Below are 23,912 nucleotides of genomic sequence, written 5' to 3'. Positions count from 1 at the left end.
AGGTACTCCACGATGGCGTTGTCGAAGTCGATGCCGCCCAGGAACGTGTCGCCGCCGGTGCTGATGACCTCGTAGACGGTGTCGTGCAGCTCCAGCACCGACGCGTCGAAGGTGCCGCCGCCCAGGTCGTACACCAGCACGCGCTGGTTGAGCTTCTTGCCGTAGCCGTACGCCAGCGCCGCCGCCGTGGGCTCGTTGAGAATGCGCTCCACGTACAGCCCGGCGAGCTTGCCCGCCTCGCGCACCGCGTGCCGCTGGTTGTCGTTGTAGTAGGCGGGCACGGTGATGACCGCCCGCGAGATGGGCTGGCCCAGCTGGTTCTGCGCCACCTCGCGCACCTCGCGCAGGATCAGCGCGGAGATCTGCTGGAGCGAATAGATGCGGTCGCCCAGGCGCACTGCCGCCTCGCCGTTCTGGCCCGCGGCGATCTCGTAGTGAAAGCGGCCCTTGATCTGCCCCACGATGGGCGACGCGTACGGCCGGCCCACCAGCCGCTTGGCGCCGTACACCGTCTGGCGCGGGTTGGTGAGCATCTGCCCCTTGGCGGGGTGGCCCACCACCAGCTTGCCGCGCTGGTTGAACGCGAGGATGGAGGGGACCGTGTTGTGGCCCTCGCGGCTGGGCAGCACCCCGGGCTTCGCTCCGCGCACGAACGCGGCGCACGAGTTCGTCGTCCCCAGGTCGATGCCGATCACGGGCCCCGTCCGTGGCGGCTCCGTCGTGTTCAGCTCCAGTGACGCATCCGTGACCATCTCCAGCGCGGGCGCGGCCGGGGCGTCCATCCGGGGGGCGGCGCTGGCCTCCGAGGCCATGGCCGGGGGCAGGGCAGGGGCGGCCACGGGGGCGGGGACGGTGTAGTCCGCGGGGCCCACGCCGTTGGGAACGGGCGGCAGGTCGGACTGGGCATGCGGAAGGATGGCGACCGCGGCGTCCAGGAACCGGCGGGTCGGTGGGTCCGCCTCCCCGAACTTCAGGCCCATGCCGGAGATGCCCTGGCCCTGCTGCCCGGTGACGAAATGGACGATGGCCGCCGTGTAGAGGAGCCGGTCGCCGCTTGCCAGGCGGAGGTCCAGGGTGACGACCGTGCCCGGGGAGCGCACGGCCTTGGCGCGCAAATAGATGCCGCCCCGGGTGATGTTGCCCCCGTATTTCGCGAGGAACTCCTCGGGGGTGGCGAAGGGCAGCTTCACCACCAGCCCGACCGCCCCCGCTTGATTCAATTCCGCCAAGGCCCGGTCCAAGTCCCCAAGAAATGTTGATGGGACGCCGAGTATCACCCGAAGTCCCTGGGAACGGGCGGCAAAAAACCTTCTTCCGTTGCGCGGCAGCCGCGCAAACCGTATGGACACGCACCCGCCGGGCGCTGGTGCCCCGCGGGGCCTCCGGGAGCCCCCATGTTGAACCCCGATATCCGGCTGGCCCTCACCTTCGACGACGTGCTCCTGCTGCCCGGTGAGAGCGCCGTCACCCCGCGTGATGCCGACCTCACCACCCGCCTGACGCGCAACATCCGGCTGAACGTGCCCCTGCTGTCCGCCGCCATGGACACCGTGACGGAGGCGAGAACCGCCATCGCCATGGCGCAGGAGGGCGGCATCGGCGTCATCCACAAGAACATGACGCCCGAGCAGCAGGCCCTGGAGGTCCTCAAGGTCAAGAAGTTCGAGAGCGGCATGGTGGTGGACCCCATCACCATTGAGCCCAAAGCACCGCTCGCCCGCGCCCTGGAGCTGATGAAGGTGCACGGCGTGTCCGGCGTGCCCGTGGTGCAGGGCAAGCGCCTGGTGGGCATCCTCACCAGCCGCGACGTGCGCTTCGAGAAGAACTTCTCCCAGAAGGTCGAGGACGTGATGACGACGAAGCTCGTCACCGGCCGCGAGGGCATTGCCCAGGAGGACGCCCAGAAGCTCCTGCACGAGCACCGCATCGAGAAGCTTCTCGTCGTGAACGAGGCCTACGAGCTCAAGGGCCTCATCACCATCAAGGACATCGAGAAGCGCCGCACCCACCCGTACGCAGCCAAGGACGCCAAGGGCCGCCTGCTCTGCGCCGCCGCCGTGGGCGTGTCCGCGGACCGCGAGGCCCGCATCGACGCGCTGATCAAGGCGGGCGTGGACGTCATCGTCGTGGACACCGCGCACGGCCACTCGAAGGGCGTGATTGAAGGCGTGCGCGACACGCGCAAGAACTTCAAGGGCTTCGACCTCATCGCCGGCAACGTGGCGACGGCCGAGGGCACGCGCGCCCTGATTGAGGCGGGCGTGGACGCGGTGAAGGTGGGCATTGGCCCGGGCTCCATCTGCACCACCCGCGTGGTGGCCGGCGTGGGCGTGCCCCAGGTGACGGCGGTGGATGACTGCGCCCGCGAGGCGGACAAGCACGGCATCCCCATCATCTCCGACGGCGGCATCAAGTACTCGGGCGATATCGTGAAGGCCCTCGCCGCGGGCGCCAGCTCCGTGATGATCGGCTCGCTGTTCGCCGGCACCGAGGAGTCCCCCGGCGACGTCATCCTGTACCAGGGCCGCAGCTACAAGAGCTACCGAGGCATGGGCAGCCTGGGCGCCATGAAGCAGGGCGCCAAGGACCGCTACTTCCAGTCCGACGTGGAGGCGGTGAAGCTGGTGCCGGAGGGCATCGAGGGCCGCGTCCCGTACAAGGGCACGCTCTCCATGAACGTGCACCAGATGCTGGGCGGCATCCGCAGCGGCATGGGCTACGTGGGGTGCGCCACCATCGAGGAGCTGCGCACGAAGGCCAACTTCGTCCGCATCACGTCCGCCGGGCTCAAGGAGAGCCACGTGCACGACGTCATCATCACCGAGGAAGCGCCCAACTACCGGATGGAGTAGGGCGGTGAGGCCTCCCCCGGGGAGTCATCCACCGGGGGAGTCCAGCAGGGCCCTACTTGCCGCGACGCTTGCCGCCGCCGGAAGAATCCTCGGCGGGGGCGGCCGTGGCGGACACGCGCTTCTCCGCCGCGCCGACGCGCTGGAGCAGCTGCTCGCGGTCGTCGGGGTCCAGCGTTTCAATCGCCTTCTTCAGGGTGGCGAAGTCCAGGCGGGCCACCGTGACGGTGTTGCCGCCCTTGATCTCCTGCACCGTGGGCACGTCCACCAGCTCGCGCAGGTAGGTCTCGAACTCCACCCGGACGTCGGCGGTCTGCTGGATGCAGGTGTCCTTGGCGTTGACCAGGTTCTGGCTGCCCTCGCGGTAGCTCAGGTCCGGGTTGCGGGCCATGGCCTCCTCGAAGGTGTGGGTGCGGTCCTTCAGGGACGCGTACAGGTTGACGTAGTCCACCAGCCGGTCGGACTCCGGACGGTTCACGTCGCGGGCCTTGTTGAGGGGCTGGGTGGTGTCGTCACAGGTGAGCTTGGACAGCTCGTTGACCCCGGGCGCGTCCTTCACCGCGACGCTGCGGGTGTCACGCTCCAGACGCTCGTCGGAGGTGATCTCCTTCACGCACCCCGCGGAGGACAGGAGGAGCATGGCTGCTGCAGTGGAAGCGGACAGGCGGCGCACGAACAATTGACGGCCTTTCAGCGTTGATTTCCCGAAGTTTGTAGCGATAAGGGCCCCCACCCGTCAACGACGCCCCCTGGGAGAATCGCCGGTGGACCTGCACTCCGAGAAGATCCTGATCCTTGATTTCGGGAGCCAGTACACCCAGCTCATCGCCCGCAGGGTGCGCGAGCTGGGCGTCTACTGCGAGATCCACCGCCCGGACCTCCCCGCCGCGGACATCCGCCAGTTCGCGCCGAGGGGCATCATCCTCTCCGGCGGGCCGGCGTCCGTGGAGGCGCCCGGCTCCCCGCGCTGCGACCCCTTCGTCTTCGAGGCCGGCGTCCCCGTGCTGGGCATCTGCTACGGCCTCCAGTTGCTGGCCAAGCTCCTGGGCGGCCGCATCGACCGGGGCGCCCACCGCGAGTTCGGCAGCGCCGCGGTGGAGGTCCTCTCCGCGCGCGGTCCCTTCGCGGAGTTCCGCCCGGGCGACCAGGTGCAGGTGTGGATGAGCCACGGCGACCGGGTGGACGAGCTGCCGCCGGGCTTCGAGGCCATCGGCCGCAGCGGCAACTCGCCCTTCGCGGCGGCGGCGCACGCGACCAAGCCCTGGTACGGCTTCCAGTTCCACCCGGAGGTCGTCCACACGCCGCAGGGCAAGGCCATGCTGCGCGCCTTCCTCTTCACGGACTGCAAGGTCACCGGCTCCTGGACGATGAAGGGCTTCATCGGCGAGGCCGTGGAGGCCATCCGCAAGCAGGTGGGCGAAGAGGGCCGCGTCATCTGCGGACTCTCCGGCGGCGTGGACAGCTCCGTGGCGGCGCTGCTGCTGCACCGGGCCATCGGTCCCCGGCTCCAGTGCATCTTCGTGGACAACGGCGTGTTGCGTCAGGGCGAGCGCGAGCAGGTGGAGGCGCTCTTCGTGGACCGCTTCCACGTGCCGCTCAAGACGGTGGACGCGCGCGAGCGCTTCCTGTCGAAGCTGGCCGGGGTCACGGATCCGGAGCAGAAGCGGAAGATCATCGGCCGGGAGTTCATCGCCGTCTTCGAGGAGGCCTCGCGCGACGTGCAGGACGCGGGCTTCCTGGCGCAGGGCACGCTGTACCCGGACGTCATCGAGTCCGTGTCCTGGAAGGGCCCGTCCGTCACCATCAAGAGCCACCACAACGTGGGCGGCCTGCCGGAGCAGATGAAGCTCAAGCTGGTGGAGCCCCTGCGCGAGCTCTTCAAGGACGAGGTCCGCGCCCTGGGCCGCGAGCTGGGCCTGCCGGACGAGATGGTCTCCCGCCAGCCGTTCCCGGGCCCGGGCCTGGCCATCCGCGTGCTGGGCGAGGTGAACGAGAAGCGCCTGGACCTGGTGCGCCGCGCGGACACCATCGTGCAGGAGGAGATCCACAAGGCCGGCCTCTACAAGGAGGTCTGGCAGGCCTTCGCCGTGCTGCTGCCGGTGCAGAGCGTGGGCGTGATGGGCGACGAGCGCACCTACGAGTCCACCTGCGTGCTGCGCGCCGTCACCAGCGTGGACGGCATGACGGCGGACTGGGCGCGCATCCCGTTCCCCATCCTGGAGAAGATCTCCTCGCGCATCACCAACGAGGTGCGCGGCATCAACCGCGTCGTCTACGACATCTCCTCCAAGCCGCCCGCCACCATCGAGTGGGAGTGAGGCGGTAGGGCAGGGCGCTCACGTCACCGCGCGCCGGATGGCCTCCTCCACCGGCGACGTGTCCTCCGGGAGCCGGGCCAGGCTCAGCGGCTCCCGGGGCAAGAGTGGCGGCTGCGCCATGAAGCGCGGCCGCGTCCCCCGGTGGGGCTGCGCCGAGTGCACGAGGAAGGGGTGGCACAGGTAGACCGTGCCCGCCTCGCCCGTGGCCAGCACCTCCCGCCGGTGGGCGGACTCCGAGAAGCCGTTGGCCGCGAGCTGCCGGAGCGTCAGGCCCGCCTCGCCCGCCGGGCCCAGCAGCCGCGCGATGTCCTGGTGCGAGCCCACCCGGATGCGGGTGGGCGCGTCGTCCTCGCCCACGTCGGAGAAGAGGAAGAGCATCAGCAGCGCCCGGCCCTTCGAGGCGACGTTGGCGCGCCAGTCCATGAAGTCCGGCTTGTCGAAGTCGAAGCCCACGTCGATGTGCCAGCCCGCGTCGCCCGGGTCCTGGGGTGACGGGAAGCGCACGGGGAACGTGCCCATGGCCCGCAGCGGCAGCCACCGGCCAGGGCCGACGAGTTCATCGAACGCCGCATGCAGCACGGGCGTGTTCGCGGCGTCCACGAAGGGCTGCTGCGTGTACATGCCCAGGCGGATGACGGGCCGGGTCCAGGTGGGGGGCTTCTCCGGGTCACAGCCCGTGTCCTTCCAGAGAATGGCCCGGGCCTCGTCCGCGAGCTCTCGGGGGAAGGCCCCGTCCAGCCGGAGGAAGCCTTCGCGCATGAACTGCTCACTTCGGGCGGCGTCGTGCGACATGGCGCGCACGGTACCAAGAAGAAGAGGCTGCCCGGTTCGCACCGGACAGCCTCTGGGGACTTCAGGACGCGGTGGGGAGGACTACCCCGCCGGGTTCGCCTTCACCGGCGCGATCTTGGTGCTGCCGGGGCGCAGCTCTTCCAGGACGCGGTTGGCGCCGTAGATCTTCTGCAGCGCCTCGATGATGGCGTCCGAGTGCACGGACACGGTGCGGTTCACGGACTCGTCGAAGCCGTACTCACCGCCCAGCGACTGGATGTTGCCGTCGAACACCAGGCCGACGATTTCGTGGTTCTTGTTCACCACGGGCGAGCCGGAGTTGCCGCCGATGATGTCGTTGGTGCTGACGAAGTTCATCGGCGTGGTGCCGGTGATGACCTTCTCCGACTTCACCCACGACTTGGGCAGGGCGAACGGCTCCTGGCCCGTGGCGTGCTCGAAGGTGCCTGCCATCTGGGTGATGGGCGCGACCTTCTCACCGTCCTCCGTGTAGCCCTTCACCGAGCCGAACGACACGCGCGGGGAGAACGTCGCGTCCGGGTACTGGCTGGTGCCGTAGATGTCGAACTTCGCCTTGGCGACGAGCTCGCTGTTCTTCTTGATGACGGACTCCACGTCGTCCTCGAACTTCTTGCGGATGGCGCGGGCGTCCGGGTCCACCAGCAGGGCCAGCTGGATCATCGGGTCCTTGGACGCGTCCACGGCCTTCTTGCCGCCGTCGAAGAGCGCCTGACGCGCCTTCACGTCCATCAGCTTGGAGCCCTTCACCACACGGGTGGCGACCTGCTCCGGGGACTCCTTGCCCAGCACCTTCTTCACGAACGGGTGCTTGGCGCCCAGCTCCTCACGCAGCTTGGTGAGGCTGAACGTCAGGCGGGCGATCTCCAGCTCCGGGTAGATGGGCGCGGGGCTGAAGAGCTGCGCCTTGAGCGCGGGCTGGTTGGCGTCGTTGAACTCGCGCAGCCGCTGGCCGTTCTCCTTGGGCAGCTCGTCGCCCGCGCGCACCAGCGTCTTCGCGATGCTGAACAGGGTGGAGGACAGGCCCTGGCCCTGCTCGATGAAGTTCAGGTCCTTGCGCAGGTTGACGAGCTGCGACTCCGCCTTGGCGATCTCATCCCACGCGGTGGCGTACTTCTTCTTCAGCTCGGGGTTCGCGTCGACCTTCTTGCGCAGCTCCTGCTCCGCGGCGACCTTGGACGCGAAGAACTTCTTGTCCAGCAACGCCTCGTGGCGGCCCTTGGACGCCTTGAGGCTGTTCTCCACGCCGAACAGGATGTTGCTGGAGATGCGCTTCTGCTCGGGGCCGCGCTTCTGGAACTCGGTGAGCATGCCGCGCATCTCGGACAGGTACATCAGCGTCTTGGGCATGGACACGTCGCGGATGTACTCCAGCTCCGCGATGGTCAGCGCGCGCGAGGTGCGGCCCGGGTTGCCGGCCACGAACGTGAGCTCGCCGTCCTTCGCGCCGTGCTCGGACCACTTGAAGTAGTCCGGCGTCTTCACCGGCTGCTTGTCCTGGTAGACGCGCACGAAGGACACGTCCAGGTCGTAGCGGGGGAACTCGAAGTTGTCCGGGTCACCGCCGAAGAAGGCGATGGCGTGCTCCGGGGCGAACACCAGGCGCACGTCCTGGAAGCGGCGGTACTTGTACAGGTTGTACTTGCCGCCCTGGTACAGCGTGACGACGTCACAGCGCACCTTGTCGTCGCCGTTGGCGCAGGCCTTCTCCACCTTGGCCATCTCCGCCTTCAGCGTGTCCGAGTACTGCTTGCCGGACATGGACTGGGTGGCCTTGTTGAGCTGATCCGTCACGTCGGTGATCTCGACGAGCTGGTTCACCTCCATGGCCGGGCACTGCTTCTCCTCGGCCTGCGTCTTCGCGTAGAAGCCGTTGGCCAGGTAGTCCTGCTTCGCGGTGGACAGCTGCTCGATGCAGCCGCGCGCGCAGTGGTGATTCGTCATCACCAGGCCATCCGGCGACACGAAGCTCGCCGAGCAGCCGCCAGCCAGACGCACCGCGCCCAGGCGCAGCTTGTCCAGCCACTGCTGATCCGGCTGGAAGCCGTACTTCTCCTTCACCTTGGCGGCGGGGAAGTTGTTGAACGTCCACATGCCTTCATCGGCGAGCGCCGGGGCGGCACCCACGAGGGCGGCGATGACGACCAATCGCTTCATGAATGGGATCCTTTCGGGCCGCGGGAACGGAGCCCGCGGGGACGGGGCGTTTGTGAGGGATGCCTCAGCGGCGGTCAAGCTGGGAAAACGCCCACGCCAGCAGCACAACGTCCGAGCGCCAGAACGATTCCCAAGGACCCCTGGCAGGCAGGCGGATTTCCCACCCGCCGCGTCCCGACGCACCGCGTCCGAAGCGGCTCAGGCTGCCCGGGCCCGCGTCCACGCGCCCGGAGTGGTGCCCAGCACGGCCCGGAAGTCCGCGATGAGGTGGGCCTGATCATAGTACCCGGCACCTGCGGCGATGGCGCCCCAGTCTGGCCGTGCGCCCTGCGCGCGGGACGCCTGGAGCGCGCGCTGGAAGCGCACGAGCCGGGCATAGGCCTTGGGTCCCATGCCCAGCACGTCATCGAAGGCGCGGCGCAGGTGCCGCTCGCTCACGCCCAGGGTGCGGGCCAGATCCGCGACGCGGGGGATGTCCACGGCGCCGGAGAGCAACCGGATGCCGCGCCGCACGAGGTACGCGGCGGCCGGCTCGAAGACGTCGTCGCGATGGAGCCGGTCCACGAGCGCCGCCTCCAGGGTGCGCAGGCGGGCATGGGAGGTGGCGGCCCGGGCCAGGGAGTCCCGGAGCCGGGCGCCGTCCGCCTTGCCCCAGAGCGTGTCGATGGAAAGCGAGCGGTGGGCCAGCTCCGACATGGGCAGGCCGAAGAAGGGGTAGGCGCCTCCGGGCTTGAACTGGATGCCCAGCGTGTCGGGCGGCACCTCCGAGGGCGCCTTGCGCACCACCTGCTCGCGGGGCCCCAGGGCGTGCACGTCGCAGGTGGTGGAGGTGACGCGGACCACCAGCTCCACGGTGCCGTCCGGCAGGCGGACATAGGGGGCCTGCGAGGGCCCCCGCCACAGGACCCGCACGCGCTGGACGAAGCGGGACAGGTCGGCGCTGGGGGCCAGCGCGGTGGCGGGTGGGGCGGTCATGCGCGAGCAAGCATGGGACGGACGGCCTCCTGCTTCAACCCGGGCCGGGGCGCATGGCCGAATTCTCCAATCGGGCACGGGGCGCCGATTCGTACCTTGCCGGGCATGCGAATCCACCACCTCAACTGCGGAACCCTGTGTCCCGCCAGCGCCCGGTTCGTCACGGGCTCGGGCGGGCTGTTCGAGCGGGCCCGGATGGTCTGCCATTGCCTGCTGCTGGAGACGTCGCGGGGGCTGGTCCTCGTGGACACGGGGCTGGGGACCCGGGATGTGCAGGACGCGAAGGGCCGGCTGGGCCAGCGCTTCGTGAAGCGGAACGCGCCCCGGCTGGACCCATCGGAGACGGCGCTGGCCCAGGTGGAGCGCCTGGGCTTCAAGCGCGAGGACGTGAGGCACATCGTGCCCACGCACCTGGACCTGGATCATGTCGGAGGGCTGGCGGACTTCCCGGACGCCCAAGTGCACGTCTTCGGGGATGAGCACGCCGCCGCCATGGTGCCGCCGCAGGCCGGCGCGAAGTTCGGGTACAAGCCGGTCCAGTGGTCACACGGGCCGAAGTGGAACCGGTACGCCGTGGACGGGGAGCGCTGGTTCGGCTTCGAGTCGGTGCGGGTGATTCCAGGCCTGGACGCGGAGGTGCTGCTGGTGCCGCTGACGGGCCACACGGCGGGGCACTGCGGCGTCGCTGTGAAGGGGCCCGGAGGGTGGATGTTGCACGCCGGGGACGCATACTTCAGCTACCGCGAGGTGGACCTGATGGCGCCGCGAAGCCCGTGGGGCGTGGCGCTGTTCCAGAAGCTGAAGTCGGTGGACAACGCCGCGCGGCTCCAGAACCAGGAGCGGCTGCGAGGCCTGATGCGCGACCACGGCCACGAGGTGAAGGTATTCTCCGCGCACTGCGCTGTGGAGTTCGACCGTCTGCGCATGGGGTGAGTGCGGGCGTTGAATCGCTTACCCTGGGGAGAACGTCATGAGGCGATACAGCCGAAGTGGGTGGCTCTGCCTGGCTTTGGGGCTGGTGGTGGCTGCATGGCGCGCGGAGGGCGAGCCGGGCCGCGCGCAGGACGTCATCCAGCAAAAGCTTTCGGGCAACCCCGTCACGCTCATGCTCGCTGCAGGCGAGGCCCATTCCATCTCCTTGAAGGTGGATGGCACCGTCTGGACCTGGGGCTACAACGCCAACGGCCAGCTGGGCGACGGGACGACGATCGATCGCTCAACGCCGGTGCACGTGCAGGGCCTCACCGGGGTGACCGATGTCGCCGCGGGCGCGACCCATAGCCTGGCCATCAAGTCGAATGACATCGTCTGGGCCTGGGGAAACAATGCCAACGGCCAGCTGGGTGACGGGACCACGACCGATCGGTCCACTCCTGTCCGGGTGCAAGGCCTCACCGGGGTGGTCGCCGTCGCCGCGGGTAACGGCTACTCCGTTGCACTGAAGGCGAACAACACGGTCTGGGCCTGGGGGAGCGGCTACGGCCAAACACCGGTTCAGGTCCAGGGCCTCAACGGGACCATCGCTCTCGCCGCAGGCGCCCACCACACCGTGGCGCTGAAGGCGGGCGGTACCGTCTGGTCCTGGGGCGGCAATTTTCACGGCCAACTGGGCGATGGCACGACGACGTCCAGGTCGACGCCAGCACAGGTTCAGGGGCTCACCAACATCATCAGCGTCGCTGCCGGCAACCGCAGCACCGTGGTGGCGCAGTTGGACGGCACCCTGTGGGCCTGGGGGGACAACAGCCAGGGCCAGCTGGGGAACGGAACGACGACCTCCAGTTCCACGCCGGTACAGGTGCAGGGGGCTTTTGGAACCGCGGCGGTCGTCGTTTCAGGTGCCGACCACTTCGTGGCACTGAAGCTGGACTCCACCCTGTGGACCTGGGGCTCGAACAGCCTTGGCCAGTTGGGAGACGGAACGGAGGTGGACCGGCGCCTGCCGGTTCAAGTGCAGGGCGTTCCTGGACTCTACGTCTTCGTGTCGGGGAGCAACCACGTCCTGGCCATGGATACGCTTGGCACTGTCTGGGCCTGGGGCTTCAACGGATCTGGCGGGCTCGGGGACGGGACCACGACGAACCGATCCATGCCGGTGCAGGTTCAAGGGCTCTAGCCTGTCATTCCAATCAACGAAGCTCGCAGCAACCCGACTGCGGCACCGCCCAGCACCAGCCAGGCCGAGTTGACCCGCCAGCGGAGCAGCAACGCGGCTCCGAGCACGGCCAGGGCCACCGTCCAGCCATCCACCAGGGCCGCGCGGCCCAGCTGCCACGTCACCACGGCCATGAGGGCCAGCGAGGCCGCGTTGACGCCGTCGAGCACCGCGCCCGCGGTCCGGGATTGGCGAAGCCGGGGGATCAGGGGGCCGCTGAGCGCCACGAAGACGAACGCAGGCAGGAAGATGCCCAGCGTGGCGAGCCCCGCACCGGATACGCCACCCACCAGGTAGCCGATGAACGTCGCCGTGGTGAAGACGGGGCCGGGGGTGAACTGGCCCACGGCGACCGCGTCCAGGAGCTGGGCTTCCGTGAGCCAGCCCCAGTGTTCGACGAGGTCCGCGCGCAGGAAGGCCAGCAGCACGTAGCCGCTGCCGAACAGGACGCTGCCGACCTTGAGGAAGAACAGGAAGAGGCCCCCCAGGCTGAACGGCACTGCAGCGGTGGCCGTCACGGTCGCCGCGCCTTGCAGGGCGAACGGCGCCAGCGCGAGCGTCGAACCGGGTGCCGACCGCAAGCGGAGCCACGCCGCCAGGGCAGCGCCCGACACGGCCAGGATGAACAGCTCGTTGACCCCGAGCGCGCTCGCCACGGACGCGCCGACGGCCACGGCGATCCTTGGGCGTGTCGTCAGGGCCGTCTTTCCGAGCCCCCACAGGGCCTGGAGCACCACGGCCAGGATGACGGGTTTGACGCCGTACAGGAGGGCGCCGGCCTGGGGCAGGGTGCCAAAACGCACGTAGGCCCAGGCGGCCGCGAGCGTCAGGAGCATCGCCGGGACGATGAAGCACACGCCGGCCACGACCAGCCCGGGCCAGCCCGCGCGCCGGTGGCCCAGGTGGATGGCCAGCTCCGTGGAGTTCGGGCCCGGGATGAGGTGGGTGGCGCCCAGCAGGTCGAGGAACTCCTCGCGGGGCAGCCACCGGCGCCGCCGCACGAGCTCGTCTTCCATCATCGCGATGTGAGCAGCGGGCCCCCCGAAGGACGTCAGTCCCAGCCTGAGGAAGACCCGAGCGACTTCACCGAGCGAGCCCGGCGGGACGTTGGAGGCGTGCGTGGAGTCCATGCGTGGCCTCACCCTCGGCGTAGAACTTCCGCTGAATCGCGGCATGGACCTCGTACGCGCGCGTCTCCGGTCCGGGTGGGCCGCCGAAGCCTCCGTGCGGTGGGGCGCACGGAGACTTCCAGGCTGAATTCAACTGGTGTGAGTGGGCTGTGCCTACTCGCACTTCCATGCAGTACGGGTCGTACCACTGGCAAAGAAGCAAGTAGCGCCCACCGGACTGCAATCTTGACCGTCCGGATTCACGGGGGGCCAGCATTCATCGGGAGGGCACGACGTGGTGCAATAGCCGACCCGCTGCCAGATCCCCTCAGCGTCAAAGGAGCTGTAAGCGCGCGCATTCGTGGCAGGGGGCCGATCGACTGACGCAGAAGCGTTCTCATCGGCTCCGCACCCCGAGGTGAGGAGAGAAACCGACAACGCAAGGAGGAGCGGAAGCATGGCGTGGGTCGTTCTTTTCTGCATCGTGCTCTCACTTTCAAATTCAAAGGTGTCTCGCGTACACGAGACGGTCGAATTTGTTTGAGTGTACTGCCCTCGCGAGGTCGGGCTTGAGTGTAATTGCCCGCCGGATCCCGCCGCACGTTCAGAGAGGATGAGGCACGCGTCGGCCACCAGCAGCCCGGGACAGCCGACACGCCGGTGGCACAGGTTCGGCCCCGGAATGCGTGGAGTCCATGCGCCGGAGGAGCCTCGTGATGAGCCGGAACCGGCGGAAACACGGTGGATGGCGCCAGGGCGACGAGCAGGGGGCGGACCCCAATGAACCCCCAAGGGACCCCAGAGGCTCAGTTTACATAACGCTTCTTATCAGACGTTTAGGCCAGGCGTTCCCCAAGGCTTCACGGACGCCGCGCCATGCGCCGCCCATTGCTCAGGATACCGTCGGCCACCCACCGCCGGCCCACGGGCTCTGGCATCTCGTGCTTCCCGAGCCCGGCTCCGGAACGTACCTTGCCGCCTCATGCGCCTCTTCCGACGAACCGGACTCGCCGCGCTGTGCGGCCTTACCGCGGCCCTGCTGACGGGCTGTCCCGACAAGACGCCCCAGGGGCCCGTGGATGGCGGCGCCACCAGCGCCACGTCGACCCCGGATGCGGCCCCCGAGGCCGTGGTCTTCACGCTCCAGTACCAGTCGCCCGACGCCGGCATGGCGCTCATCCCGCTGGCCCTGGAGGAAAAGCCGCTCGTGGAGCCCACCTCCGACCTGGAGCTTCGCACCACCCTGGGCCTCAAGAACTACCGCGTCCGGCTGATGGACGAAGCCGACCGGGCCATGGTTTCCGATGACTCCGTGTCCGAGGCCGACGACGGCCTCGTGTACCGCATCCACCTGCCGCAGCCGCTCAAGACGGGCTACTCGTACACCCTCGTCGTGGACGCCCAGACGGGCTCGGCGTTCCAGGACGCGCGCGGCCGTGACGTGGATGACCTCCGGGCCTCGTTCCAGATCATCGGCGACAAGGAGAAGCCCAAGCCTCCGCCGCCCCCCGCCAAGGGCGGCAAGAAGAAGCACAAGTAGCCGTCATTCCTGGGTTTCTGACTGCCCCGGCGCCTGATCCGGCAACGGCTCGGGCGTGGCCGGCGCCGGGGTCGGCAGGTTCAGCGCCGTGCGGAGCTCCCGCAGCTTCGCCTGGATGATCCGCATGTTCCCCGGGCCCATCCGCAGCAGGTGCTTCTGGGCCCTGCTCAGCCCCTCCAGCTCCGGCGACGCATAGACATACAACGCTCCCTTGGGCAGCACCTCCACCGGCCCCTGTGGCACCGGCACCGCCAGCAGATGCTGGATGGCCCGGCCAAAGGCTGTCTCGAAGCCCTGGCTCGGCGGCGCGATCTCCCGGTACGCCTGGTCGATGAGCGGCTTCAGCTCCCGGTACACCATCGCCGCGCCGGATGCGTCCAGCGAGCCCAGCACCCGGGCCACCAGGTCGTAGCGCGCGTAGCTCAGCGGCGCGATCTCCGAGCGCCCGTCCGCTCCGGCCGCGCCCACCTGGAACGCCCCCGCGGGCGCCATGAACAACAGCGAGGCCCGAGGGCTCTCACCGTCGGCGATGTTGCTCACGGACGCCGTGAACCGGCGCGCCAGGTCGCGCTCCTGGAGCCACCGTGCCAGCTCCGGATCCACCGACAGCTTGCCCACCAGGTCGCGGATCCGCCCGTCGCTCTCCGGCAATGAAATCTCCGGAGGCGCTTCCGCCACGCCCGCGTCCACGACCGGGGGCGCCGTCACCACGGGCGGCTGCTCGGACTGACGCCGCAGGCCGAAGTACGACGCCACCACCCCCAGGACAATCAGCGCGACCAGGATGCCCATGACCTTGCCCCGCGAGGGAGCCTTGGGTGGCTCGGCCTCCGGCGGCGGTGGGATTCCCCCTGGGCCCTGGTTCACGAAGTTCGGATCGCTCATGGTCCCGGACCTTACAGACAGGCCTCCGAGCCATTCCACGCGCGCGTGAACAAACCGCGCGGCCGGTGTTCACCGCGCGGAAAGGACCTCGTCCGGCAGGCGCCAGAGCTGGCCGTCCTCGGGCGACAGCACGAAGCCGCCGGGCAACAGGTGCACCGACGTGACGGCCTCCGTGGACAGCGGCAGCTCCCACGCGCACACGGGCCGCAGCGAGCCGGGGTCCAGCTGAAGCAGGTACCACTCCCCCGCCTCCAACAGGTCCTCCACCGCCACCAGCACCGCCCCCGCCGTCACCAGCCCGGAGTACCCCGTGGCGAGCGTGCCCTGTTCCGGCAGCAGGAACTCCGCCGCCTGCCGGGCGTCCGGATACGTCCAGCGCCGCACCCACGTGCCGCCCACGCCGATGAAGCCCGAGCCATCCGGGAAGAAGCCCGCCGGATAGAACGGCGCATCCACCGACGCCACCACCGCGCCGCGCACCAGCCCCGCGGCGCCACGCTCCACGAACGTGAGCCACGTGCCCTCCTGGCCCTGGCTCACCGCCACGCCCATCACCGGCAGGCGCGGGTGCGGCATCCATTCGTGCAGCCCGTCCAGGTCGTCCTCGCCCAGCGGCGGCGTGTCCAGCTGCAGCCCGGGCTCCGCCCCCGCGACGTCTGATAACGTTCGGGAATCCAGGACGTGCACGGCCGCCCGCCCGTCGCGCGCGCCGCTCGTCCACAGCCCCTGGCCGGTGACGTCGAACCCCAGCGCCTGCGTGTTCCGCGTCCAGGCCCGAGCGGGCGTCTCCACAGGACCGCCGTCAGGCGACTGGCCCACCATCTCAATCCGCCCCGGTCCCAGCACCGCCGCGCCCCGCAGCGAAGGATGCAGCGCCACGAGCTGCGCCGTCCGGGGCAGCTCCAGCGCACGCGCGGGCGGCCAGTCCTCCCGCGCCCCGAGCACCGCGACGCGCCGCGCGCCCACGGCCAGCCCCACCGCATCCCCCGAAGGCGTCAGGAGAAAGCCGTCCCCTGCCCACTCCGCGTCCGTGAGCGGCAGCGCCGTCAGCCGGGTGAGCGCCACGCGGCGGCTGGGGATGCCCCAGAGGGTGCCGGGCCGCGGCCGGCCGACCCAGGGCACGACCTGGCCGGTCAGGAATCCTGCTCCATGGCCCGGACGCGCGCGAGCGTGTCCAGGTCGCGTTCGGTGGGGCCCAGCTCCAGGAGCAGCCGGCTCACGTCGTAGAGCAGATCCCCGCGCTCGAACACCTTCAGCCGGGGCACGTCCAGGTTCAGGTCGTCCGCGCCCTTGTTGTACGCGAGGTCCATCAGCGACCGGAGCTGGAACGAGTCGTAGAGGTTGTACTCCACCAGGTAGCGCAGGGCCTCCACGTCGCCGCGCCGCAGGTACGCGCGCCACAGCAGCACCGCGTCGTAGCCGTTGACGCCCTTCAGGTGCGGCGGCCGGCCCACGCCCAGCTTGTCTTCGATCTCCTTCAGCCCGCCGCCCATCCCCAGCCGCCGCGTGACGAAGCGCAAATCGATATGCGCCTCCGGCACCGGGAAGTGCTTCGCGCCGAAGTACTCCTTCAGCACCGGCACGTCGAAGCACGAGCCGTTGAACGTCACCCACAGCCGCCGCTTCGCCATCGCGTCGGGCAGCGCGTCCATGTTCCGGCCCTGGATGAAGACGTGCAGCCCCGCGGCGTCGAAGAGGCTCACCACCGTGGGCACCTGCGTCTGGCTGCCGTCCGTCTCGATGTCGAAGTAGACGGCGTCGTCCTGGAACTCGGGGAACAGGCGCCAGTGCTCGCGCGGAGGCACCATGCGGGCCAGCTCCTTCAGGTCCTTCCGGGCCAGGGCCTCGCGCGCCTCCGCGATGCGCTGGCGGGCCACCGTGTCCGCCTTGCGGCTGATGACGATGCCGCCGTCCGGGAAGTCATCCCAGGTCCGGATGCCCTTGGACCACAGGTCCTTCTCGCGCCACGGCCCCACGCCGGGGATGAGCTGGAACGTGTGCAGCAGCATCAATCGAGCGCACCCAGCCTTCCCGCCAACAGGTCGTCCACGAGCGGCACGTCCGCCTCGCAGAACGGCAGCGCCTGCATCTCCGTGGGCGTGTGGAACGCCAGCTGGTGCGCGCCCAGCGGCTTCGGCTCGCCGGACACCAGCGTGGCCGCGTACAGCACCAGCTCCACGGTGAGGTCCGGGTACGTGTGCCGGGCTTCCCACAGGCGGCGGCCCACGGACAGCTCCACGTCCAGCTCCTCGCGGCACTCGCGCGCGAGCGCGGCTTCGTCCGTTTCGCCCGCCTCCACCTTGCCGCCGGGGAACTCCCAGAGGAGCGCGCGGCTGCCGCCAGGGAGGCGCTGCTGGACCAGGTACCGCGGCCCGCCGTCTTCCGGGCCGGGCCGGGGAATCAGCGCGGCCACCACCCGCACCGTCCGGGGCACGGCGCGCGTCACCCGCGCGGCCCCTTCTTCACGTTGTTCATGTCCAGCGAGTACAGGTACGCGTTGTTGGACAGCACGTACACCCGCGAGCCCACGACGAACGGCGGCGCGGAGATGCCCGTGCCCGGGTTCCACGACAGGCGCGTCTTGCCCGTCGTCGGGTCCACGAACAGCAGCGCACGCTCGTTGGGCACCAGGAGCATTCCCCGGGCCAACACGGGAGCGAGCGCCGTCCTATCCTTGAGAGGGAGCGACCAGATGAGCTTCCCCGTCTCCCCCAGGTAGGCGTCCACGCGGCCGTCGCCCGTGGCGAACACGACTTCACCGCGCGACAGCAGCGACGTCAGGCCGCCCACGCTGGTGTTCCAGATGACGGCGCCGGTGTCCGCCTCCAGGGCGTACAGGCCGTTCTTGTACGACGCGACGTAGAGCCGCCCCGCCGAGTCGATGGCCGGCGTGGTGTCCACGTCCAGGAACTCCGTGCCCGCGCCGGACAGGGACTTCTCCCAGACGACGCCGCCGTCCTCCAGCTTGAGGGCGACGAGGAAGCCGTCGGAGAAGCCGACGTAGGCGGTGCCCTGGTCCACCTTCGGCGCGGAGGCGCCGCGGATGGTGAAGCCGGAGGGCGGGTCGCGCCGGTACTGCCACACCCACGTGCCGTCCGACGCCTTCACCGCGAACACCGTGTCGGTGTCCGTGGCCACCAGCACCAGGCCGTCCGCGAGCACCGGCACCGTGGCCAGCGACTCGTTGGTGGCGTACTTCCACTTCACCGCGCCGGTGCGGCCGTCGAGCGCGTACAGCACGCCGTCACCGCCCGGCATGTAGAGGACACCCTCGCTGGCGATGCCGCCGGCGAGCGCCCGGGCCCCGGTCTGGAGGGACCAGGCCACCTGCCCGTCCGGGCCCACCGCGCGGATGAAGCCGTCACGCGTCTGGGCGACGACGTTCCGGCTCTCCGGGTCGTACACCGGGGAGGCCGGCTCGCGCGGCGAGTACTCCAGCAACGGGACCTTGTCGACCAGCCCCTTCCACCAGTCCACGTGGAAGTAATCCACCGGCGGCTGACGGGGCGCCGCGGGCAGCTCCGGGTTGCCGTACAGCGGCGCCCCCGCGCAACCGGCCAGGAGCCCCACCCCGGCCACCATTCCCACCCACCGCTTCCACCGAGCGAGCCGCATGGTCATGAGCGCGCTACGGCTGCCCCGCGTCCGTGGCGGTCGCGGCGGGCGGCGCCGGCGTGGGCACCTTCACACCCTCCGCGGCCAGCACCGCCATGCGCTCGGTGGCCTGACGGGCCGCGGCGCTGCCCGGGTGCTCCGTGGGGATCTTGGACAGCACCTGCGCGGCCTCGTCCTTCTTGCCCTGCAGGATGAGCATGCGGGCCTTGTGGTACGCGCCCATGCCGACGAGGTACTCGCCGGTGTCCGCCTTCTCCATCGCCTCGAAGGAGGTGATGGCCTGGGCGTAGTCACCCTTGGCCTCGTAGGCGTAGCCCTGACCTTCCAGGGCGCCCGCGCGCAGGGCGTCGTTCTCCGGGGCGCCCTTGAGGAAGACGTCCAGGGACGCCAGGGCGTCGTCGTACTTGCCCAGCCGGAACTCGGCCTTGGCCTGCGCCAGGGCGGCGGTCGTCGCCGAGCGCGTGCCCTCGTGCTCCTTGCGGAAGGCCGACAACTGCTTCACGACCTCCTCGTCACGGGCCTGCGTGGAGGCGAACGGGGGCTCCGTGGACGAGGGGTCCGCCGGGTCCACGCCCGTCACGGGGCGGTCCAGGACGGTGAGGGCCTGGCCCAGGGCCATGGAGGCCGTCTCTTCGCCGCGCTTGGACACTTCGCTGGCGATGGCGACACCCACCGCGCCCAGCACCAGCACGCCCGCGCCGATGGCGAGGAACTTCTGGCGCTGCATCAGCCAGTCACGCGCGTCCGCCCCCACCTTCTGGAAGGCGTCCGGCTGACGAAGCTCCTGCTGGCGAATCTTCTCGGTCTTCTGCTGGGCCACGATGAAGGGACCTCTCTCCGGCTCGACGGTGCTCTTCGCTCTGGGAAAGCGGCGCACTGTAAAGAGCGCCCGCTGGGAGTGTCAACGCGCGAGCGCGCTCAGTCGCGCCCCGCGCGCTTCCCACCCTTGCCACCCTTGCCCGCCAGGTGCGGCTTCTTGCGCGCCTCGCGCTTGGCCTTGCCTGGACGCTCGCGGAAGAGCAGGCGGATGGGGACCCGCAGGTCGAACGTCTTGCGGATCTGGTTGGTGATGTACCGCTTGTACATGTCCGGCACGCCCTGCGGCTCGTTGCACGTGAGGGCGAACGTCGGCGGCGCCGCCGCCACCTGGGCGATGTAGTACAGGCGCAGCGGCTTGCCCTTCACGATGGGCGCCGGGTTGTTGTCCACCATGTAGTCCAGCAGCTTGTTGAGCTGCGGGGTGGGCGCCCGGAAGCGGAACTGCTTGGCCAGCTCCACCGCCACGTCCACCACCTTCTCCACCTTGGAGCCGTGGAGGGCGGACGTGAAGATGACCGGCGCGTAGCCCACGAACTTCAGGGCGATTTTCAGGTCCTCGCGGAAGGCCTCCTGGCGGCGCTTGTCCTCCGCGATGAGGTCCCACTTGTTCACCACGATGACCAGCGCGCGGCCCCGGTCCATGGACAGGCCCGCCAGCTTGGCGTCCTGATCCACCGCCGGCTCCGTGGCGTCCATCAGCAGCACCGCCACGTCGCTGCGCTCCAACACCTTCAGCGCCGCGATGACGGAGTACTGCTCCACCTGGTGCGCGATGGTCTTCTTGCGCCGGATGCCCGCGGTGTCCGTGAGGATGAGCTCGTTGCCCTTGTAGGTGACTTCCGAGTCGATGGGGTCACGCGTGGTGCCGGCGACCTCGCTGGTGACGACGCGCTTCTCCTTGAGGATGGCGTTGACCAGGGTGCTCTTGCCCACGTTGGGCCGGCCGATGATGGCCACGCGGATCTTCCCGTCGTCCGGCGGCGCCTCCGCGTCCTCGCCCTCCACCTTCTCCGGGAGCTTGGACACGACGGAGTCCATCAGGCTGCCCATGCCCAGGTTGTGCTCGGCGGACATGGCGTTCACGTCGCCCAGGCCCAGGCGGAAGAACTCGCCGGCCAGCGACTGCATCTGCCCGGACTCGTTGTCCAGCTTGTTGGCCGCGACGACGACGGGCTTGCCCGCCTTGCGCAGGTAGTTGGCGACGGCCTCGTCCGCGGTCGTCATGCCCGCGCGGGCATCCACCACGAAGACGATGACGTCGCACTCCTCCACCGCGAACTGGGCCTGCTCGCGCACCTGCTTGAGCAGCGTGTCCTTCTCACCGGGGACGAAGCCGCCCGTGTCGATGAGGGTGAAGGCGCGGCCCTCCCACTCCGCGTCGGCGTAGTGCCGGTCGCGGGTGACGCCGGGCTGGTCCTCGACGAGCGCGATGCGCCGGCCCACCAGGCGGTTGAACAGCGTGCTCTTGCCCACGTTGGGGCGACCGACAATGGCGACCAGCGGCTTCATGGCATCTCTTTCGACAGCGACGACGACTTCGAAGGCAACGACGTCAGCGGCACAAACTTCCGCGGCGACATCACTCGTAACCCAGCTTCCTCAAACCGGCGGCGCGCTCGCTCCAGCGGGCCTCCACGCGCACGCGCAGGTCCAGGTACACGTGCGCGCCCAGCAGGCGCTGCACCGACTTGCGCGCGTCCGTGCCGATGAGCTTCAGCATCTGCCCCTGCTTGCCAATCAGGATGGCCTTCTGGCTGTCGCGCTCCACGTAGATGGACGCCGCGATGCGGATGAGGCCGCCCAGCTGGCCGGGGGGCGTGCCGGGGCGCGGCTCGCGCTCGGACTCGTCGAACACGTCCACCAGCACCGCGGTGGAGTAAGGGATCTCCTGGCGGCAGTGCCGCAGGACCTGCTCGCGGATGTACTCGGCGACGAGGACGCGCTCCTGCTGATCCGTGAGCATGTCCTCCGCGAAGATGGGCTCGCCCTCCGGCAGGTGGCCCAGCACGACCTGGAACAGGTGCTCCACGCCGTCCTTCTCCCGCGCGGAGATGGGCACCACCTCCGCGAAGGGGAACTCCTGGCCGTAGAGGGCGATGAGCGGCAGCAGCTTCGCCTTGGGGATGGAGTCGATCTTGTTGATGACCAGGAAGGTGGGCTTGCCCACCTTCTGCAGCCGCTCGAGGATGGCGCGGTTGCCCGGCGTCACGTCCAGCGTCTCGCCCTGGGGCGGCTCGATGAGGAAGAGGACCAGGTCCACCTCCTCGGCCGCGGAGATGGCGGCCTCCACCATGTAGCGGTTGAGCTCTCCCTTGGCCTGGTGGATGCCGGGCGTGTCGATGAACGCCACCTGCCCTTCCGGGCGCGTCACCACGCCCAGGATGCGGTTGCGGGTGGTCTGCGGCTTGGGCGAGACGATGGCGATCTTCTCGCCGGTGAGCGCGTTGAGCAGCGTGCTCTTGCCCACGTTGGGCCGGCCGATGAGCGCGGCGAAGCCAGCGCGAGGGGTCTTCTTCTGGGACTGAGAGGCCATACTTCCGGAGATGATCAGTGGGCCTTCCGACGTGCTGCACGGGAAGGCCCCGGGGGAACAGCTATGAACGGCGGACGGCCCTTACGACGGCCGCGCCGTGGAGATGGTCAACGTCTGGATGCGCACGTCCCGGCGGGGGCGGTCGCTTGAATCCTTGGGAAGCTCGTTGGCGATGCGGTCCACCACGTCCTGGCCCTCCACCACCTCGCCAAAGATGGTGTAGCGGTTGTCCAGGTGGGGCTGCGGCGCGGCGGTGATGAAGAACTGACTGCCGTTGGTGTTCGGGCCGGTGTTGCCCATGGCCAGCAGGCCCTTCCTGTCGAAACGCCGGCCACTCTGGAACTCATCCTCGAAACGGAAGCCCGGGCCACCGTTTCCCCGGCTGGTCGGGTCCCCGCCCTGAATCATGAAGTCCTTGATGCAGCGGAAGAAGAGCGTCCCGTCGTAGAGCGGGCGGCCGTGCTGCACCTTGAACGTCACCGGGTCCGTCCAGTCCTTCTCCCCGGTGGCCAGCCCCACGAAGTTCTCCACCGTCCGGGGTGAGTCCTTGGAGAACAGACGCACGACGATGCGCCCCTCCGTCGTGGTGAAGGTTCCGAACAGCTCCGTGCCCGCGCGGGCCTGCTCCATGAAGCTCATTGCGGGGCGCTCTTGGTGGCGGGAGCCGGCTTGGCGGCAGGGGCCTTCTTCGGCGCCTTGTCACTCAGGGTAATCGTTTCCAGGACCACCGGTGTCTGCGGGCGGTCCTGCGCGCTGCGCGGCACGGTGCCAATCTTCTCCACCACGTCGTAGCCCGTGACGACCTCGCCGAAGATGGTGTGACGGCCGGTGAGCTGCATCGGCATGCTGGTCGTGATGAAGAACTGGCTGCCGTTGGTGTTGGGCCCGGCGTTGGCCATGGCCAGGAGGCCCGGCTTGTCGAAGCTGCGGCCGCTCTGGAACTCGTCCGCGAAGCGGTAGCCCGGGTCACCCATGCCGGTGCCGGTGGGGTCTCCGCCTTGAATCATGAAGCCCGGGATGACGCGGTGGAACACGGTGCCCGCGTAGAGCGGCTTGCCCTTCACCGGCTCGCCCGTCTTCGGGTCGGTCCAGGTCTTCTCACCCGTGGCCAGACCCACGAAGTTCGCCACCGTGTTGGGCGCATCCTTGGAGAAGAGCTTCACGGTGATGACGCCCTGGCTCGTCTTCAGGGTCGCGTAGAGGTCCTTGCCGGCCTGGACCTTCTTCGTCCAGGGGCCCGCGGCGGGCTCGGCGGCCAGGGCCGCGGAGGCGGCCAGCGCCACGGTGATACCGAGAAGACGGTGCATACGGGACAGCCTCCAGGGCAGGAAGGCGCGGACCCTACCCCCCACCCCCCTCCCCCTCCAAGGGCTTTCACGCCGGAGGGTCGTCCGGTGAAGGACCTCCCGGGACGGGTGCCACCACGACCGGGGGCTCCGCGGCGGCCTCCGCCTTCAGGCGCTCCAGCGTGGTGCGAGCGGCTGCCTGCTCGGCCTCCTTCTTGTTCCGGCCGGTGGCGCGGGCGTACACCGCCTCCCCGATGCACACCTCCACCTCGAACACCTTGGAGTGCTCGGGGCCCGTCTCCGACACCACCCGGTAGCGCGGCGACAGCTTGAGCTTCTCGTGGGACAGCTCCTGGAGGAGCGTCTTGTAGTCCAGGCGGCCGGCGCCGGAGGCCACCTCCTCCACCAGCTCCCCGAAGCAGCGGTCCACCAGCGCCAGCGCCGGCTCCAGGCCGCCGCTGAGGTAGACGGCGCCCAGCACGGCCTCCAGCGCGTCCGCGAGCAGCGAGTTCTTGTCGCGGCCGCCGGACTGGGACTCGCCCCGGCCCAGCAGCAGCAGCTCGCCCAGGCGCAGGCTCCGGGCCACGCGGGCCAGGCCCTCCTCGTGGACGATGCGGGCGCGCATCTTGGTGAGCTCGCCTTCGGGGACGCCGGGGCAGCGGTCCATCAGCCGGTGGCTCACGGCCAGGTCCACGACGGCGTCGCCCAGGAACTCCAGGCGCTGGTTGTCCTTGAGGTTCTGGTCGCGGTTCTCGTTGACGTACGTCTTGTGCGTGAGCGCTTCCAGGGCCAGGTCGCGCTTGGAGAACTGCACGCCCAGGCGCGCCTCCAGGGCCTGCACCCGCTCCGCCAGGGTCATCT

At 69.5% G+C, this 23,912-nt stretch carries 22 protein-coding genes; 5 read left to right on the top strand and 17 right to left on the bottom strand.

What is annotated here, in order from left to right:
* Positions 1 to 1,229, bottom strand: a 1,229-nt coding sequence (locus JYK02_RS00445) for a TIGR02266 family protein (protein ID WP_207047875.1), incomplete at its 3' end; no start/stop codon positions are given.
* 165 nt (positions 1,230 to 1,394) lie between these two features.
* Here JYK02_RS00445 and guaB point away from each other — a divergent pair.
* Positions 1,395 to 2,852 (top strand): IMP dehydrogenase, encoded by a 1,458-nt coding sequence (gene guaB, locus JYK02_RS00440; protein WP_207047874.1) that lies wholly within the window; start codon positions 1,395 to 1,397, stop codon positions 2,850 to 2,852.
* A gap of 52 nt (positions 2,853 to 2,904) precedes the next feature.
* On the opposite strand, the gene JYK02_RS00435 is transcribed toward guaB, so the two are convergent.
* Positions 2,905 to 3,489 carry a hypothetical protein gene (locus JYK02_RS00435; RefSeq protein ID WP_207047873.1) on the bottom strand — a complete coding sequence of 195 codons (585 nt, stop codon included), beginning with the start codon at positions 3,487 to 3,489 and terminating at the stop codon, positions 2,905 to 2,907.
* A 124-nt stretch (positions 3,490 to 3,613) separates the two neighbouring features.
* Here JYK02_RS00435 and guaA point away from each other — a divergent pair, with 124 nt between their 5' ends.
* Positions 3,614 to 5,167 (top strand): glutamine-hydrolyzing GMP synthase, encoded by a 1,554-nt coding sequence (gene guaA / locus JYK02_RS00430; RefSeq protein WP_207047872.1) that lies wholly within the window; start codon positions 3,614 to 3,616, stop codon positions 5,165 to 5,167.
* 18 nt (positions 5,168 to 5,185) lie between these two features.
* Here the strand turns inward: guaA and JYK02_RS00425 are convergent, their stop codons facing one another.
* From JYK02_RS00425 to JYK02_RS00415, 3 genes are all read right to left on the bottom strand, one after another.
* The gene (locus JYK02_RS00425) at positions 5,186 to 5,926 is read right to left on the bottom strand and encodes a phytanoyl-CoA dioxygenase family protein (RefSeq protein ID WP_242588263.1); all 741 of its coding nucleotides are present in this window, start codon (positions 5,924 to 5,926) and stop codon (positions 5,186 to 5,188) included.
* A gap of 114 nt (positions 5,927 to 6,040) precedes the next feature.
* Positions 6,041 to 8,134 (bottom strand): S46 family peptidase, encoded by a 2,094-nt coding sequence (locus tag JYK02_RS00420; protein ID WP_207047870.1) that lies wholly within the window; start codon positions 8,132 to 8,134, stop codon positions 6,041 to 6,043.
* 198 nt (positions 8,135 to 8,332) lie between these two features.
* Complete coding sequence (locus JYK02_RS00415) at positions 8,333 to 9,109, bottom strand: helix-turn-helix transcriptional regulator (protein ID WP_207047869.1); 777 nt, start codon at positions 9,107 to 9,109, stop codon at positions 8,333 to 8,335.
* A gap of 105 nt (positions 9,110 to 9,214) precedes the next feature.
* On the opposite strand from JYK02_RS00415, the gene JYK02_RS00410 reads away from it, so the two are divergent.
* Positions 9,215 to 10,042 (top strand): MBL fold metallo-hydrolase, encoded by an 828-nt coding sequence (locus JYK02_RS00410; RefSeq protein ID WP_207047868.1) that lies wholly within the window; start codon positions 9,215 to 9,217, stop codon positions 10,040 to 10,042.
* Between the two features lie 37 nt (positions 10,043 to 10,079).
* Positions 10,080 to 11,225 (top strand): RCC1 domain-containing protein, encoded by a 1,146-nt coding sequence (locus tag JYK02_RS00405; RefSeq protein ID WP_207047867.1) that lies wholly within the window; start codon positions 10,080 to 10,082, stop codon positions 11,223 to 11,225.
* On the opposite strand, the gene chrA is transcribed toward JYK02_RS00405, so the two are convergent.
* Complete coding sequence (chrA, locus tag JYK02_RS00400; RefSeq protein ID WP_207047866.1) at positions 11,222 to 12,394, bottom strand: chromate efflux transporter; 1,173 nt, start codon at positions 12,392 to 12,394, stop codon at positions 11,222 to 11,224. The genes JYK02_RS00405 and chrA overlap by 4 nt on opposite strands.
* 961 nt (positions 12,395 to 13,355) lie before the next feature.
* Here chrA and JYK02_RS00395 point away from each other — a divergent pair.
* Positions 13,356 to 13,913: a hypothetical protein gene (locus tag JYK02_RS00395; protein WP_207047865.1), complete on the top strand. Its 558-nt coding sequence runs from the start codon at positions 13,356 to 13,358 to the stop codon at positions 13,911 to 13,913.
* 3 nt (positions 13,914 to 13,916) lie between these two features.
* Here the strand turns inward: JYK02_RS00395 and JYK02_RS00390 are convergent, their stop codons facing one another.
* The 11 genes from JYK02_RS00390 to rnc form a co-directional block, all read right to left on the bottom strand.
* A complete protein-coding gene (locus JYK02_RS00390) occupies positions 13,917 to 14,798 on the bottom strand; it encodes a DUF3014 domain-containing protein (protein ID WP_207047864.1) in 882 nt (293 codons plus the stop codon).
* A gap of 69 nt (positions 14,799 to 14,867) precedes the next feature.
* Complete coding sequence (locus JYK02_RS00385; protein ID WP_207047863.1) at positions 14,868 to 15,920, bottom strand: hypothetical protein; 1,053 nt, start codon at positions 15,918 to 15,920, stop codon at positions 14,868 to 14,870.
* 11 nt (positions 15,921 to 15,931) lie between these two features.
* A complete protein-coding gene (locus tag JYK02_RS00380) occupies positions 15,932 to 16,807 on the bottom strand; it encodes a ribonuclease H-like domain-containing protein (protein ID WP_207047881.1) in 876 nt (291 codons plus the stop codon).
* Positions 16,807 to 17,244: an NUDIX domain-containing protein gene (locus JYK02_RS00375; protein ID WP_207047862.1), complete on the bottom strand. Its 438-nt coding sequence runs from the start codon at positions 17,242 to 17,244 to the stop codon at positions 16,807 to 16,809. Before JYK02_RS00375 ends, JYK02_RS00380 begins: the two co-directional genes overlap by 1 nt.
* The gene (locus tag JYK02_RS00370) at positions 17,241 to 18,380 is read right to left on the bottom strand and encodes a PQQ-binding-like beta-propeller repeat protein (RefSeq protein WP_242588275.1); all 1,140 of its coding nucleotides are present in this window, start codon (positions 18,378 to 18,380) and stop codon (positions 17,241 to 17,243) included. Before JYK02_RS00370 ends, JYK02_RS00375 begins: the two co-directional genes overlap by 4 nt.
* 46 nt (positions 18,381 to 18,426) lie before the next feature.
* Positions 18,427 to 19,233: a tetratricopeptide repeat protein gene (locus JYK02_RS00365; RefSeq protein WP_207047860.1), complete on the bottom strand. Its 807-nt coding sequence runs from the start codon at positions 19,231 to 19,233 to the stop codon at positions 18,427 to 18,429.
* Between the two features lie 98 nt (positions 19,234 to 19,331).
* Entirely contained in the window at positions 19,332 to 20,741 is a 1,410-nt protein-coding gene (gene der, locus JYK02_RS00360; protein ID WP_207047859.1) for a ribosome biogenesis GTPase Der, read from the bottom strand.
* 70 nt (positions 20,742 to 20,811) lie between these two features.
* Entirely contained in the window at positions 20,812 to 21,765 is a 954-nt protein-coding gene (gene era, locus JYK02_RS00355) for a GTPase Era (RefSeq protein ID WP_120550440.1), read from the bottom strand.
* A gap of 81 nt (positions 21,766 to 21,846) precedes the next feature.
* The gene (locus JYK02_RS00350) at positions 21,847 to 22,404 is read right to left on the bottom strand and encodes a peptidylprolyl isomerase (RefSeq protein ID WP_207047858.1); all 558 of its coding nucleotides are present in this window, start codon (positions 22,402 to 22,404) and stop codon (positions 21,847 to 21,849) included.
* Positions 22,401 to 23,072 (bottom strand): peptidylprolyl isomerase, encoded by a 672-nt coding sequence (locus tag JYK02_RS00345; RefSeq protein WP_207047857.1) that lies wholly within the window; start codon positions 23,070 to 23,072, stop codon positions 22,401 to 22,403. Before JYK02_RS00345 ends, JYK02_RS00350 begins: the two co-directional genes overlap by 4 nt.
* 67 nt (positions 23,073 to 23,139) lie before the next feature.
* Positions 23,140 to 23,910, bottom strand: coding sequence for a ribonuclease III (rnc, locus tag JYK02_RS00340; RefSeq protein ID WP_207047880.1), 771 nt, complete (start codon positions 23,908 to 23,910; stop codon positions 23,140 to 23,142).
* Positions 23,911 to 23,912: the final 2 nt, after the last annotated feature.

This window comes from Corallococcus macrosporus (genome assembly GCF_017302985.1).
GTDB lineage: Bacteria > Myxococcota > Myxococcia > Myxococcales > Myxococcaceae > Corallococcus > Corallococcus macrosporus_A.
Note: the sequence above shows the minus strand (reverse complement) of the source record. Positions and strands in the feature narration are given on the sequence as shown.